The sequence below is a fragment of the Nocardiopsis sp. B62 genome (assembly GCF_018070675.1).
In the GTDB taxonomy this organism is placed as follows: Bacteria; Actinomycetota; Actinomycetes; order Streptosporangiales; family Streptosporangiaceae; genus Nocardiopsis; species Nocardiopsis prasina.
Genome location: NZ_JAGPXK010000033.1, coordinates 39,336 through 53,083 on the forward strand (window position 1 = coordinate 39,336; position 13,748 = coordinate 53,083).

Annotated in this window: 11 protein-coding genes and 1 riboswitch; of the genes, 6 read left to right on the plus strand and 5 right to left on the minus strand. The window is 71.0% G+C overall.

The genetic code is table 11. The features are described 5' to 3' along the window. Both gcvH and gcvT read right to left on the minus strand, forming a co-directional pair. Positions 1-381 carry a glycine cleavage system protein GcvH gene (gene gcvH, locus KBX21_RS23780; protein ID WP_017546423.1) on the minus strand — a complete coding sequence of 127 codons (381 nt, stop codon included), beginning with the start codon at positions 379-381 and terminating at the stop codon, positions 1-3. A 161-nt stretch (positions 382-542) separates the two neighbouring features. Beyond that, positions 543-1,658, minus strand: a complete 1,116-nt coding sequence (gene gcvT, locus KBX21_RS23785) for a glycine cleavage system aminomethyltransferase GcvT (RefSeq protein ID WP_049570322.1) — start codon at positions 1,656-1,658, stop codon at positions 543-545. Between the two features lie 140 nt (positions 1,659-1,798). Next, positions 1,799-1,900: riboswitch (glycine riboswitch) on the minus strand. A gap of 204 nt (positions 1,901-2,104) precedes the next feature. On the opposite strand from gcvT, the gene KBX21_RS23790 reads away from it, so the two are divergent. Further along, complete coding sequence (locus KBX21_RS23790) at positions 2,105-2,995, plus strand: class D beta-lactamase (RefSeq protein WP_210843806.1); 891 nt, start codon at positions 2,105-2,107, stop codon at positions 2,993-2,995. A 92-nt stretch (positions 2,996-3,087) separates the two neighbouring features. On the opposite strand, the gene KBX21_RS23795 is transcribed toward KBX21_RS23790, so the two are convergent. Further along, entirely contained in the window at positions 3,088-4,098 is a 1,011-nt protein-coding gene (locus KBX21_RS23795) for an Lrp/AsnC family transcriptional regulator (protein WP_247666237.1), read from the minus strand. A 194-nt stretch (positions 4,099-4,292) separates the two neighbouring features. On the opposite strand from KBX21_RS23795, the gene KBX21_RS23800 reads away from it, so the two are divergent. The 3 genes from KBX21_RS23800 (at position 4,293) to KBX21_RS23810 (ending at position 8,517) form a co-directional block, all read left to right on the plus strand. Beyond that, positions 4,293-5,564, plus strand: a complete 1,272-nt coding sequence (locus KBX21_RS23800; protein ID WP_210843810.1) for an amidohydrolase family protein — start codon at positions 4,293-4,295, stop codon at positions 5,562-5,564. 40 nt (positions 5,565-5,604) lie between these two features. After that, positions 5,605-7,215, plus strand: coding sequence for an AbgT family transporter (locus KBX21_RS23805; RefSeq protein WP_049570333.1), 1,611 nt, complete (start codon positions 5,605-5,607; stop codon positions 7,213-7,215). A gap of 63 nt (positions 7,216-7,278) precedes the next feature. Beyond that, a complete protein-coding gene (locus KBX21_RS23810; RefSeq protein ID WP_210843812.1) occupies positions 7,279-8,517 on the plus strand; it encodes an amidohydrolase family protein in 1,239 nt (412 codons plus the stop codon). 91 nt (positions 8,518-8,608) lie between these two features. On the opposite strand, the gene KBX21_RS23815 is transcribed toward KBX21_RS23810, so the two are convergent. Together KBX21_RS23815 and KBX21_RS23820 are read right to left on the minus strand one after the other, a co-directional pair. Then, positions 8,609-9,670 carry a 3-deoxy-7-phosphoheptulonate synthase gene (locus tag KBX21_RS23815; RefSeq protein WP_210843814.1) on the minus strand — a complete coding sequence of 354 codons (1,062 nt, stop codon included), beginning with the start codon at positions 9,668-9,670 and terminating at the stop codon, positions 8,609-8,611. A gap of 224 nt (positions 9,671-9,894) precedes the next feature. After that, positions 9,895-11,610: an AMP-binding protein gene (locus KBX21_RS23820; RefSeq protein WP_210843816.1), complete on the minus strand. Its 1,716-nt coding sequence runs from the start codon at positions 11,608-11,610 to the stop codon at positions 9,895-9,897. A gap of 212 nt (positions 11,611-11,822) precedes the next feature. Here KBX21_RS23820 and KBX21_RS23825 point away from each other — a divergent pair, with 212 nt between their 5' ends. Continuing rightward, complete coding sequence (locus tag KBX21_RS23825; RefSeq protein ID WP_049570347.1) at positions 11,823-12,725, plus strand: DUF4429 domain-containing protein; 903 nt, start codon at positions 11,823-11,825, stop codon at positions 12,723-12,725. 42 nt (positions 12,726-12,767) lie between these two features. Further along, entirely contained in the window at positions 12,768-13,724 is a 957-nt protein-coding gene (gene pip / locus KBX21_RS23830; RefSeq protein WP_210843818.1) for a prolyl aminopeptidase, read from the plus strand. Positions 13,725-13,748: the final 24 nt, after the last annotated feature.

Consider the following 13,748-nt stretch of genomic DNA (forward strand, 5'->3'; position numbering starts at 1 on the left):
CTAGTTCTCGCCTTCGGTCAGCTTGGTGTACTCCTCGGCGGAGAGCAGGTCCGCGGGCTCCTCGGATACGCGCACCCTGAACAGCCAGCCACCCTCGAAGGGGTCGGAGTTGATGGTCTCCGGGGCGTCCTCGAGCGCCTCGTTGACCTCCACGACCTCTCCGGTGACGGGGGAGTAGATGTCGCTGACGGACTTGGTGGACTCCACCTCGCCCGCGGTCTCACCGGCGGTGACGTCGTCGCCGACCGAGGGGGTCTCGACGAAGACGATGTCACCCAGCGACTCGGCCGCGTACGCCGTGATCCCGACGGTGGCGATCCCGTCCCTGACCGCGATCCACTCGTGTTTGGCGGTGTAACCCAGCTCCGTGGGAACGCTCACTTCAACTCTCCTTGGAGGTGTTCCATTTGTCTGCCGTGCGCCCGTACGGCGACCCGGCCCGGCCTACGCCTGGCCACGCCCCGTCCGTGCCGGTCCCTCGTGGGGATCCGGCCGTGCGGGGCGTGCAGGTTCTCGGGTCCGCCCGGAGGCGGCCCCGCTTCCTACGACTGCCGCTTGTAGAACGGCAGCTCGACCACGTCGACTTCCTCGCCCCGCCCGCGCACGTCCACGGTGAACGTGCCGGTCGCGGTGTCGAGGTCGCCGTCCACGTAGGCCATGGCGATGGGGCGGCCCAGGGTGGGGGAGGGGGCGCCACTGCTGGTGACTCCGATGACCGTGCCGTCGCGCAGCACGTCCTGGCCCTTGCGGAGAGGGCGGCGGCCACGGGACACGAGGCCGATCAGGCGCCGCTCGCGAGCGGTGCGCGAGGCCTCCTCGAGCGCGGCGCGGCCCACGAAGTCACCGGGTTTGTCGAGCTTGACCACGCGGCCCAGCCCGGCGTCGAAGGGGGTCAGCCCGGCGTTGAGCTCCTGGCCGTAGAGCGGCATGCCGGCCTCCATACGGAGGGTGTCACGGGAGGAGAGCCCGGCCGGGACCAGCCCGTGCGGTGCGCCCTCGGCCATGAGGGCGGCCCAGACCTCGGGCGCGCGGTCGGCGGGCCGGACGAAGATCTCGAACCCGTCCTCGCCGGTGTAGCCGGTGCGGGCGAGCAGGACGGGGACCCCGGCGACGGTGTGCTCGTAGCCCGCGTAGTAGCGGATGTCGTCCAGGTCGGCGTCGGTGAGAGGGGCGAGGATCTCCACCGCGCGCGGGCCCTGGATCGCGATGAGCGAGTAGTCGGCGGACTCGTCGGCGACCTCGACGTCGAAGCCGGAGGCCCGCTCGGCCAGGGTGGAGGCGACCACGGGCACGTTGGCCGCGTTGGCCACGACCAGGTACTCCTGCTCGCCGAGCCGGTAGACGATGAGGTCGTCCAGGACGCCGCCGTCCTCGGCGGTGATCATGGTGTAGCGGGCGCGGCCCACCTTGACCTTGGACAGGAAGCCGACCAGCGCGTGGTCGAGGGCCTCTGCGGCCTGGGGGCCGGTCAGCCGGATCTCGCCCATGTGGGAGAGGTCGAAGAGCCCGGCGGCCTCACGGACGGCGGTGTGCTCCGCGGTCTCGCTGCTGTAGCGGAGGGGCATCAGCCATCCGGCGAAGTCGACGAGCGTCGCCCCGGCCTCTTCGTGGGTCTTGTGCAGCGCGGTGAGGCGCGGCGCGGTCGCGGACTCTGACATGGGCACTCCCGAGAGGATGGGTGTCGTGCGTAAGGCGTTGCCATCCTCCCCCTCTGTCATGGGTGCCTGAGAGCTTCACCGCGCGCTCGGCGTGGTTTGCACCTTCGGCGAGGGAACGTGTCCCTGCTTTCCAGAGTGGTCTCGCCCGTACGGTCCGCTGTGCCTGAGAGGTTGTCTTCGGGGAGGGATTGCTCCTTCGGCGGCCCACGCTGGATACGCGGACACTCTCCCGTACGGGGTCAGCAACACGCTCAGCCTAGCAGCGGCGAACTGGGGCGCCCAAGACTGCCCGGGTGCTCGTGGACGACCGGGACGCCCATGCCCGGACGCTTGGGGACGACCTTCGCGACACGGTCGCCGGAGGCGGCCAAGCGGGGTGTGTGACCACCGGGCATGCCCTAGCTTTGTGGGTGGACGTTCCCGCGGACAGCCTGTGGAGGAGACGAGTGCGTACCGACACCGAACACGCTCCCGGGAGGTCCGGGCGTGCCACCGGCCGCTTCGCCCTCGGAGCCGCCGGTTGTGCCATCATCCTGTTCACCGGGGCGGCCTGCGCGACGACGGACGAGCCGGAGCCCGCGCAGGGCACGGTCGGCAACCCCGTCCAGCTGGGCGACGTGCAGACCGTGGAGCGTCACGACCTCGAGGCGGTCTTCGCCGAGGCCGGGGTGGACGGCACCTTCGTGCTCTTCGACGCCGGTGACCGGTCCGCCGTCGTGGTGAACCTGGACGAGGCGGGCGAGCGCGCCGTGCCCGCGTCCACCTTCAAGCTGCCGAACACGCTGATCGCCCTCCAGACCGGTGAGGTGTCAGACGTGGACGACGTGATCTCGCCCGAGGCCGGCGACGACCTGAGTCTGCGCGAGGCCCTGCCCACCTCCGACGTCCCGGTGCACCAGGAGGTCGTCGACCGGATCGGGTTCGACCGGATGTCCACCTGGGTGGACCGGTTCGACTACGGCAACCGGAACGTCGGCGAGGAGGGGGCGATGGACCGGTTCTGGCTGGAGGGTCCCCTGGAGATCTCCGCGATGGAGCAGGCCACCTTCGTCGCCGAACTCGCCCGCGAAGAACTGCCCGTGGACGTCGAGCACCAGCGAGCCCTGCGTGAGCTGCTGTTGGTCGAGGAGGGTCCCGAGCACCAGCTGTTCGGCCGGACCGGCCTGGGCGTGGACGTGGACCCGGTGCCCGGCTGGTGGGTGGGCTGGGTCGAGCGTGGCTCCGAACTGCACACGTTCGCGCTGCGTCTGGAGGTCGAGGACCAGGAGGACGCGGAGCTGCGCGAGTCGCTGGGCCGTGAACTGCTGGTCGCCCTGGACATCCTTCCGGCGGCCTGACGCGTCCGTTCCGCGACCCGCGACCCGCGACCCGCGACCCGCGATCCGAGACCCCCACGTTCCCCACGTCCCCCGCGACCCCGCGGGCCCGACTAGGGGTCCTCGGGCGAGCGGAGCTGGATCGGGACCGAACGCACGAAGCGCTGTTCGGAGTCGGTCACCCCGCCCATGAACTTGAACGTGCGCAGCGTCATCCGGCGGTCGGCGATGCGCAGTCCCGGCAGCTCCTCCAACAGTCTGCGCTCCACACGGGTGAGGTCGGGGGCGTCGCGCAGCCACAGGATGAACAGGGTGTTCTCCGGGCCCGCGATGGTCGTGCACAGCCGGACCTCGGGGATGCGTTCCCCCAGGTCGGGCACGCCGTCCAGAACTTCGGGTTCCACCGTTCCCCACAGGGTGGCGGCGCTCGGCCAGCCCATGTGCGCGCGGGAGATGTCGCAGCGCAGCCCGAGGAGGCCGTCGCGCAGCAACCGGTTGATCCGGCGCGCGGCCGTGGTGGGCGCGATGTCCAGCCGTTCGGCGATGGCCTGGTAGCCCAGTCGCGCGTCCGCGCACAGCAGGTCCACGATGCTCTGGTCCAGCTCGGTGACGCGTTCGCTGCCCCCCGGGTCGCGCACCGTGGGGGAGAGGGCGCGCAGTCGGCGCCGCTGCCCCGGTGAAAGGGCGCGGACCTGCCACAGGTAGGCCTCCCGGGGGACCTCGGTGACCACGTGCACCCGGTAGGAGACCACGTCGGGGATGCCACCCACCCAGTTGAGCAGGTAGTCCGCCAGCCCTCCTCCCGGCACCACGGTGAGCATGAGCTGGTGGGACCCGGCCACGAACTGGATGCTCAGGGTGTCGCGGTCCTCGGCCAGCGCCGCCGCGACCCGCTCCACCGATCCGTTGCGGCAGCTCAGCTCCACGTAACTGAGGTACCGACGGGCCATCACGCGGCGGCGGGGGAACGCGGCTATGCGCGCCAGCCCCTCGTCCTCCAACCGCTTCCACCGGCGGGCCAGCGTGGTGGGGTCCGCGTCCAGGACCGGCCCGAGCTCGGCCCAGGCGGCCCTGGGGGCCAGCTGGAGCGCGTTGATCAGGGACAGGTCGAACTCGTTGGGCATGCTCGATCCCTGCAAAATTCACCTCCTCCGTAGCTGTTCCCGGCGATTTCCGCAGGTTACCGGAGGATCCACGTAGGTTTCCGCAAGATCAGAAGCGCGGCCCAGAGCCGCGAGTCCGTTGGATTGCGCACCGTCGCGTCCGGGTGTCCGCCTCGCGGCATCAGGGACCGGGTGCGGTGAGAAAGGTGGCGTCGATGACCTCGGCTGGCAGGACCCTCGTGGTCCGCGACGGAACCGTGATCGACGGGACCGGGGAGGGGCCCCAGCGCCACCGGTCCCTCATCCTGCGCGACGGCCGGATCGACTGGATCGGCCCCACCGACCAGACACCGAACGTCGGCGAGCCGCACCGGGTGGTCGACGCGGCCGGGGGCACGATCCTGCCGGGATTCGTCGACACCCACGTGCACATGAGCATGTCCGGCGACGGCATGAACCCCGCCGACCTGATCAACCAGCCTCCCCACTACGGCTACTTCACCGCCATCCCGCGCCTGAGGGCCACCCTCGACGCCGGGGTCACCAGCGTCCGCGACCTGGCCGGACTCGACCAGGCCGTGGTCCGCGCCGTCGACGAGGGCATCATCCCCGGTCCCCGCGTCACCACCGCCTACCGGGCCCTCGGCCCGACCGGTGGCCACGGCGACTTCCGCACCTGCTGCGGCTTCGACTACGGGGCGATCCTGGGACCGGACGGCGCCGTCTCGATCAACACCGACGGCCCCGCCGAGGCCCTGCGCGCCACCCGTGAGGTCATGCGCAAGGGCGCCGGGGTCATCAAGGTGATGGCCAGCGGAGGCGTGTGGAGTCCCCAGGACACCCCCTGGCACGACGGGCTCAACGTCGAGGAGATGTCCGTGATCGTGCGCGAGGCCGCCAGCCACGACATCCCCGTGGCCGCCCACGCCCAGAGCGCTCGCAGCATCCGCAACGCCCTCACCGCCGGGGTCACCAGCGTGGAGCACGGCTACGAGATCGACGAGCGGGGCATCCAGCTCATGCTGGACGGCGGTGCCTTCCTGGTGCCCACCCTCTCCACCGCCACCACCCCGCCCGACCCCGCGAAGTCGGCCGACTACGCGGTGGCCAAGAAGCTCAGGCTCCAGGAACACCTCAGCGAGAACATCACCGCCGCCGTCCGGGCCGGGGTCCGCGTGGCCCTCGGCACCGACTCGGGTATCTGCCCGCACGGCCGCAACCTGCGCGAACTCGCCCTGCTGGTGGAGCACGGCATGAGCCCCATGGGTGCCCTGCTCGCAGGGACCCGCGACGCCGCCGCGCTCCTCGGGCGGAGCGAGGAGATCGGCACCCTCGAACCCGGCAAGCGCGCCGACGTCGTCGTCTGTTCGGGAGACCCCCTCGCCGACATCACCCTGCTCGGTGATCCCGACAACGTCACCGTGGTCATCAAGGACGGTGCGGTCCACAAGGACACCACCGGAACCCGACCGGGCACCGCGAACTGACCAGGCCCCACCCGCCACCCCTTCGTCCCGGAGGTGACCCATGAGCACCCCACGCCCCAAGCTGGGCGGCGCAGTCGAGACGCGCCCCGGCTTCCTCACCCGCTCCCTCGACAACATCGAGCGCCTCGGTAACAGGATCCCCGACCCGTTCGTCCTCTTCCTGCTGCTCTTCGCGCTCGTCGCCGTCGCCTCCTCGGCCCTGTCGGCTCTGGGCGCCACCTACGTGGTGCCCGGCAGCGAGGACGGAGCCCAGGAGATCAGGGGCTTCTTCACCGCCGAGGGCCTCACCTGGCTCACCACCAACCTGGTCCCCAACTTCATCGGCTTCCCGCCCCTGGGCGTGGTGCTGACCATCCTGCTGGGCGTCGGCATCGCACAGCGGACCGGCCTGCTCAACACACTGGTCCGCCGGGCCTTCAGCGGCGCGCCCCAGTGGCTGCTCCCGTACGTGGCCGCCCTGGTCGCGGTCTCCGGCAGCATCATGAGCGACGCCGCGATGGTGGTCATCCCGCCGCTGGCCGCGATGGTCTTCAAGGCGGCCGGGCGCCACCCCGTCGCCGGTCTCCTCGGCTCCTTCGCCGCCGCCATGGCCGCGTTCAGCTGCAGCCCCTTCATCACGAGCACCGACGCGCTGCTCTCCGGTATCACCAACACCGCCGCCGCGTCGGTGGAGGGACTGGGCACCACCCACGTCAGCCCGATCTCGAACCACTTCCTCACCTTCACGATCGCGATCGTGCTGAGCGTCGTGGCCGGTTTCCTCATCGACCGCGTCCTCGAACCCGCCCTGGTGCGGCGCGGGGTCAGCCGCGAGCAGACCGGTGCCGAGGACGGCGCGGCCGCTGGGACCGCCGAGGAGCGCCCCGACCTGAAGATGGACGCCGAGCTCACCCCGAGTGAGCGCGGCGGGATGCGCTGGGCCGGGATCGCCCTGGTCCTGACGGTCGTCGCGGTCCTGCTGGTCACCCTCCCGCCGGGCGCGCCCATGCGCAACGAGGACGGCGCGTTCCTGCCGGAGTCCCCGCTGCTCAGCTCCGTGGTCTTCCTGGTCTTCCTCACCCTGGCCGTGCCGGGAGTGGCCTACGGCCTGGCTACCCGGGCGATCCGGGGCGGGGCCGACGTCGCGCGGATGATGGGCCACACCGTGAAGGAGATGTCCGGCTTCGTCGTCCTGGCCTTCGTGATGGCGCAGTTCCTGGAGCTGTTCAACTGGACCGGCCTGTCCACGTGGATCGCGATCAAGGGCGCGGAGACGCTGGAGGCCACCGGGTTCACCGGGTTCGGGGCCATCCTCTGCTTCATCCTGCTGGCCTGGCTGATCAACTTCTTCATTATCTCCGGCTCCGCCCAGTGGGCCCTGTTCGCCGTGGTGTTCGTCCCGATGTTCGCCCTGCTCGGCTACGAGCCCGGCTTCGTCCAGGCGGCCTATCGGATCGGCGACTCCACCTCCAGCGTGCTCTCGCCGCTCAACCCGTACGTGATCATCGTCCTCGGCTTCCTGAAGTCCTACGAGCCCAAGGCGGGCATCGGCACCGTGATCGCGCGCTGCCTGCCCTTCTCGATGGTCTTCCTGGTCATGTGGGTCGCCGTCTTCGCGGTGTTCTACTTCGGTGGCCTGCCCATCGGCCCCGGCATGTACCCGCAGCTGTAGACCACGGGCCCGGGGGACCGGGCCCGCCACCCCGCCCGCACACCGACCGTAAGGAGACCACCCATGACCGGCGCCAGGACCCTGTACCGGGACCTCACCCTCATCGACGGCACCGGAGCCGCCCCGGTCACCGACGCCGCCGTCCTGGTCGAGGACGGCCTGATCGCCTACGCCGGGCCCTCCGCGAACGCGCCCGAGCCCCGACCCGAGGACACGGTGGAGAGCCTGGGTGGCCGCACCCTGCTGCCCGGGTTCATCGACACCCACGTGCACTTCGGGTTCTCCGACGGCCGAGCCCTGGCCACCAACAACGCGGACCTCTCCCGCAGCCTGCACGCCTTCGAGTCCGCCGAGCGGATGCGGGTCACCCTGGAAGCGGGCGTCACCGGCGCCCGTGACCTGGGCGGGGCCGACGCCGGGTTCCGTGTCGCGCGGGAACGCGGTCTGATCCGGGGGCCGCGCCTGAGCATGGCGCTGCGCCTCATGAGCCACACCGGAGGCCACGCCGACTTCACGCTGCCCTCCGGAGCCAACCCGCACGACTGCGAGCACACCGCCGCCGACATCGTCGACTCCCCGCAGGAGGCCCGGGTGGCCACCCGCAGGCTGGTCCGCGACGGCGCCGACGTCATCAAGGTGTGCGCCACCGGCGGGCTCTCCAGCCCCTCGGACGGCCCCACCGACGAGGGGATCACGGAGGAGGAGATCGCCGTGATCGTGGCCGAGACGGCCAGACACGGCGGTCGGCCGGTGGCGGCGCACGCCCAGGGTGCGGCGGGGATCAGGAACGCCGTGCGCGGCGGGGTGGCCAGCATCGAGCACGGCTACCTCATCGACGACGAGGGCATCGACCTCATGCTGGAGCGGGGCACCTTCCTCGTGCCGACCCTGACCACGTTCGACTTCGAGGACCGGGTCCACCTGATGACTCGGAAGGCGGTCGACACCAAGCGGGCCCTGGCCGAGGAGACCCACCGCCGGATCTCCCACGCGGTCAGCCGCGGCGTGCGGGTCGCGATGGGTACGGACGCCGGTATCTCCGAGCACGGCCGCAACCTGCGCGAACTCGCCCAGCTGGTGTCCGTGGGGCTGTCGCCCATGGAGGCGATCAAGGCGGGCACGAGCAACGCCGCGGAGCTGGTGGGCGCCGCCGACACCACGGGCACGGTCGAGGCCGGTAAGTTCGCCGACCTCGTGGTGTGTGAGGGCGACCCCCTCGCCGACGTCTCACTGCTGGGTGACCGCGCCAACGTGGTGCTGGTCCTCCAGGGCGGCGAGGTCGTCAAGGACACCCGGGCCTGACCCGGCGACCGACCGGCCCGGTCCTCCCACTCTGGGGGACAGGGCTGGGCCCGGCACACCGTTCTCGTGCCGGGCCCAGCGTGTGTCGGGATCAGGCGGCGTTCTTGCGGCGCTGGCGGACCGCCTCGGCCAGGTTCTCCAGGACGCCCTCGGTGGTCTCCCAGCTCATGCACTTGTCGGTGATGGACTGGCCGTAGGTGAGCTGGTCCGGGTCGCCCAGCTTCTGGGCGCCCTCCACGATGAAGCTCTCCAGCATCACGCCGACGATCCCCTTCTGACCCTCGGCGACCTGGGCGGCGATCTCCCGGGCCACGCCCGCCTGGCGGACGTGGTCCTTGCCGCTGTTGGCGTGGCTGGCGTCGATCATCAGGCGGCGCGGCAGCTTGGAGCCCTCGATCACGTCCAGGGCGGAGGCCACCGACGCAGGGTCGTGGTTGGGGCCGCTGCGCCCGCCGCGCAGGATCACGTGGCAGTCCGGGTTGCCCTCGGTGACCACGACCGAACCGGCGCCGGCCGGGTCCACGCCGAAGAACGTGTGGGAGGCGGCGGCCGCGCCGACGGCGTCCACGGCCACCTGCACGTCGCCGTCGGTGCCGTTCTTGAAGCCGACCGGGGTGCTCAGACCGCTGCTGAGCTGGCGGTGCACCTGGCTCTCCGTGGTGCGGGCGCCGATGGCGCCCCAGGAGACCACGTCGGCGATGTACTGCGGGGTGATCGGGTCGAGGAACTCGGTCCCGGCGGGCAGCCCGAGGGCGTTGATGTCGATCAGCAGCTCACGGGCGGTGCGCAGGCCACGGTGCACGTCGTAGGTGTCGTCCAGGCCCGGGTCGTTGATCAGGCCCTTCCAGCCCACCGTGGTGCGCGGCTTCTCGAAGTACACGCGCATGACCACGCACAGCTCGTCGCTGACCGAAGGGACGAGGTCGCGCAGGCGACGGGCGTAGTCCAGGGCCGACTCGGTGTCGTGTACCGAGCAGGGACCGACGACGACCAGGAGGCGGTCGTCGGCGCCGTCCAGCACCCGCTTGACCTCGGCGCGCGAGCTCTCCACGAGGGCGGTGCTCTCCTCGCTCATGGGGAGCTCGGCGAGCAGGTCCCGGGGGGCGATGAGCGGTTTGTAGCTCGCCACCCGTGTGTCGTTGGTGCTCGTCATCGTCTCCCCTGGTCCCGTCACGTCGATCGCCTGGCGACAGATGCTCGTGCCGCACCTTGACCGTAGCGCGGTCCGGCGGGGCGGACACGGTCGCGGTGGAATTCGACGTGCAAACCCGGGATGGGAAAGGCCACACCAGCGCATTTCGCGGGAAGTCGTCCCAACCAGCGAGACACAATGGCCCCGGCTGCCATTCCCGCCGGGTGCCCCGAGCGCCCGGGGGATCAGTCCTTCAGCCCGGGGAGGTCCTCCTCCCAGTACTCGCGCGGGTTGCGCACCCCGTCGGCGACCGTGCCGCGCTCGGTCTCGGCGCGGCGCAGCCGGACCCGCCTGATCTTGCCGGAGGCGGTCTTGGGCAGGTCGGCGAACTCCAGGCGGCGGACCCTCTTGTGCGGGGAGAGGCGGCTCCTTGCGTACTCCATGATGGCGCGGGCGGTCAGGGCGTCCGGTGCCACGCCCTCGGCCAGGGTCACGTACGCCTTGGCCACCGAGAGCCGCAGCGGGTCCGGTGACGGCACGACCGCGGCCTCGGCCACGTATTCGTGCTCGACCAGAACGCTTTCCAGCTCGAATGGTGAGATGCGGTAATCCGAGGCCTTGAACACGTCGTCGGATCGGCCGATATAGGTAATGGAGCCGCGCGAATCCCGCGTGGCGATGTCGCCCGTGCGGTACAGCCCGAGCCGCGTCACGTCCCGGGTGGTGTCCGGGGCGTCCGCGTAGCCGCGCATCACGCCCACGGGGTCGTCGCTCATGTCCACGCAGATCTCGCCGGTTTCGGAGGGCCTCGCCGTCTCCGGGTCGACCAGGACCACGTCGTAGCCGGGCATGGGACGTCCCATGGACCCACGGGCCACCTCCTGGCCGGGGCCGTTGCCGACGAGCAGGGTGGTCTCGGTCTGCCCGAACCCGTCCCGCACGGTGAGCCCCCAGGCCTCACGGACGTAGTCCACGATCTGCGGATTGAGCGGTTCCCCCGCCGCCACCACCTCGCGCAGCGGCACCTTCCACGCGGCCAGGTCCGCCTGGACCAGCATCCGCCAGACCGTGGGCGGCGCGCACATCGTGTGCGCCCCGCACCGCACCGCCGCGTCCAGCAGGGTCGCCGGATCGAACCGTTCCTGGTTGACCACCAGCACCGTGGCCTCCGCGTTCCACGGCGCGAACACGCTGCTGTAGGCGTGCTTGGCCCAGCCGGGCGCGGACACGTTCAGGTGCACGTCCCCGGGCCGGACCCCCAGCCAGTACATGGTGGACAGGTGCCCCACCGGGTAGGAGCTCTGGGTGTGGGTGACCAGCTTGGGGCGCGCCGTGGTGCCGGAGGTGAAGTACAGCAGGAGCGGGTCGTCGGGGCCGGTGGGTCTGGGCTGGGTGAACTCCAGGCCGGAGTGCTCCGAGTCCGGGTAGCTGAGCCATCCGTCCATGTAGCCCACGCAGATCCGGGTCCAGTGGCCGCGCAGGTGCTCGAACCGCTCGGTCTGCTCCGGCGAACACACCACGTGCGCGACCTCGCCCCGGTCCAGCCGGTCCACCAGGTCGGCCTCGGACAGGTTCGTGGCGGTCGGGGTGATCACCGCGCCCAGCTTCACGGCGGCGAGCATGATCTCCCACAGCTCGACCTGGTTGCCGAGCATGAGCATGATGCGATCGCCCGGGTGCACCCCCTGGCCGATCAGCCAGTTCGCCACCTGGTTGGAGCGTTCGGACAGCTGGCGGTAGGTGTGATGGGCCTCGGTCCCGTCATCCTCCACCAGCCACAGCGCCGTGCGGTCCGGTCGGGTGGCGGCCACGTGGTCGAAGTGGTCCAGCGCCCAGTTGAACCGTTCCGGCCTGGGCCAGGTGAACTCCCGGTGGGCCGTCTCCTGGTCCTCCCGGTGCTCTAGGAGCAGGTCCCGCGCGGCGCGGAACTCCCGTGCCCCCTCGGTCATCTCGTGCGACATCGAAGGCCTCCGGTTCGGGGGCGGCGCGCCGGGCGCACCGCCACGGGCTCCCGACCACCGCAGGGGTGGCGGGACGAGGTGTGCCCCTGCGGTTCTACCCGGAACGGGACATCCCGACCCATCACCACCGCCGCTTCGGTCCGGATCGGGCGGCACGGGGGCCCGGGGACGGGGGGTGTCCGTTCGCGACCGGCGCCCTAGGATGGTCTCCCATGGAGGAACTGCACGGACACCACGCCATCTGGCGCTTCGACGAGGAGACGGTGCGCATCGGTTTCGGCACCGGTCGCAGGGTGCCGGCCCTGTTCAGGGCACTGGGACACTGCTCCGTCCCGTTGAGCGCCGTGCACGACGTGGAGTTCGATCCGGGGGATCGCAAGCAGGGGTGGCGGGTCCGGCTGCGCCTGTTGGAGGGGGCCGACCCCTACGCGCCTCTGGAGACCGTCGGCGCCGGTGGAGCCTCCACGCCGCTGGTTCTGACCGGCCCGCACGAACGGGAGCTGGTCGCCGAGTACTGCGCCGACCGGATCACCGAGTCGGCCCGCTACGCCCGCGAGACCCTCACGGGCCCGCTCGACCCCGCCCAGGTCGCCAGGGCCCTGGTGGTCGGCCTGCCCTACCAGGCGCGCACCGGGGAGGGCTCGGTCTCCTTCGACGGCGATCGGGTACGCCTGGTGTGGGACGGCTGGATGGCCAGCACCGCCAAGGGACAGGAGAAGTCGCGCGATTTCCCCCTCTCCGAGATCGAGTCCCTTCAGTGGTTCCCCCAGCGCGACTTCGACGAGGGCTTCCTCCGGGTCGTGCTGCGCGGGGTGACCATGCCCGAGGCCTCCGGTCTGGAGAACGACTTCTTCACGCTTGCCTCGCACGGCCTCAAGGGCAGCGAGGAGAGCCTGTTGATGGCCGCCACCGTCAACACCCACATCGCCCTGGCCAGGGGGGAGACCGCCGACGAACCGGCGGCCCGAGCCCCCGAGTTGGAGGCGGCGCCCCCCGCAGAGGGCAGCGACGAGATCTTCGCCAAGATCCGCGAGCTCGGCAGCCTCCACGCCGAGGGGCTGCTGACCGACAGCGAGTTCAGCAACAAGAAGGCCGAACTCCTCGACCGGCTCTGACCGGGAACCACCCAGCCACGAACACCACGAAAGGGCCACGCCTTGCGCACCTTGTACCCGCCCATCGAGCCCTACGACTCGGGCACGCTCGACGTCGGCGACGGACACCGCGTCTACTGGGAGCTGTGCGGGAACCCGACGGGCAAGCCTGTGGTGTTCCTGCACGGCGGCCCGGGCGGCGGCTGCACCCCCGACCACCGTCGGCTCTTCGATCCGGAGCGGTACCGCATCCTCCTGTTCGACCAGCGCAACTGCGGCCGGTCCACCCCGCACGCCAGCCGGATGGACGCCGACCTGTCCACCAACACCACGTGGTCGCTGGTCGAGGACATCGAGCGGCTGCGCGAGATGATCGGCGTGGACGCCTGGCAGGTCTTCGGCGGTTCGTGGGGCAGCTGCCTGGCCCTGGCCTACGCCCAGAAGCACCCCGAGCGCGTCACCGAGCTGATCGTGCGCGGCATCTTCACCCTGCGCGACCAGGAGCTGCGCTGGTTCTACCAGGAGGGCGCCTCGAACCTCTTCCCGGACCTGTGGGACTCCTACCTGGAGCCCATCCCGGAGGAGGAGCGGGACGACCTGATCAGTGCCTACGCCCGCCGCCTGGAGTCCCCGGACCATGAGGTGCGCCTGGAAGCGGCCCGGGCGTGGAGCGTGTGGGAGGGCTCGACGATCACGCTGCGGCCCAACCCGGCGCTGCGGGAGCACCACGCCGACGAGGACTACGCGCTGGCCTTCGCGCGGATCGAGAACCACTACTTCCACAACAGGGGATTCCTCAGCCCCGAGCAGCTCATCAAGGGTGCCGAGATCATCCGGCACATCCCCGGCGTGATCATCCAGGGGCGCTACGACGTGTGCACACCGGTGCGTACCGCCTACGACCTGCACCGTGCCTGGCCGGAGGCGGACTTCCACATCGTCGACGACGCGGGCCACGCCTTCAGTGAGCCCGGCATCCTCGACCTCCTCATCGAGGCCACGGACCGCTTCGCCAAGTAGCGGGTGGGGTGGCGCCCCGCCCGG

Coding starts and splice junctions, on each gene's coding strand:
- gcvT (WP_049570322.1), bottom strand. CDS start 1,658: ATGTCAGAGTCCGCGACCGCGCCGCGCCTCACCGCGCTGCACAAGACC.
- KBX21_RS23795 (WP_247666237.1), bottom strand. CDS start 4,098: ATGCCCAACGAGTTCGACCTGTCCCTGATCAACGCGCTCCAGCTGGCC.
- KBX21_RS23800 (WP_210843810.1), top strand. CDS start 4,293: ATGACCTCGGCTGGCAGGACCCTCGTGGTCCGCGACGGAACCGTGATC.
- KBX21_RS23805 (WP_049570333.1), top strand. CDS start 5,605: ATGAGCACCCCACGCCCCAAGCTGGGCGGCGCAGTCGAGACGCGCCCC.
- KBX21_RS23810 (WP_210843812.1), top strand. CDS start 7,279: ATGACCGGCGCCAGGACCCTGTACCGGGACCTCACCCTCATCGACGGC.
- KBX21_RS23815 (WP_210843814.1), bottom strand. CDS start 9,670: ATGACGAGCACCAACGACACACGGGTGGCGAGCTACAAACCGCTCATC.
- KBX21_RS23820 (WP_210843816.1), bottom strand. CDS start 11,610: ATGTCGCACGAGATGACCGAGGGGGCACGGGAGTTCCGCGCCGCGCGG.
- KBX21_RS23825 (WP_049570347.1), top strand. CDS start 11,823: ATGGAGGAACTGCACGGACACCACGCCATCTGGCGCTTCGACGAGGAG.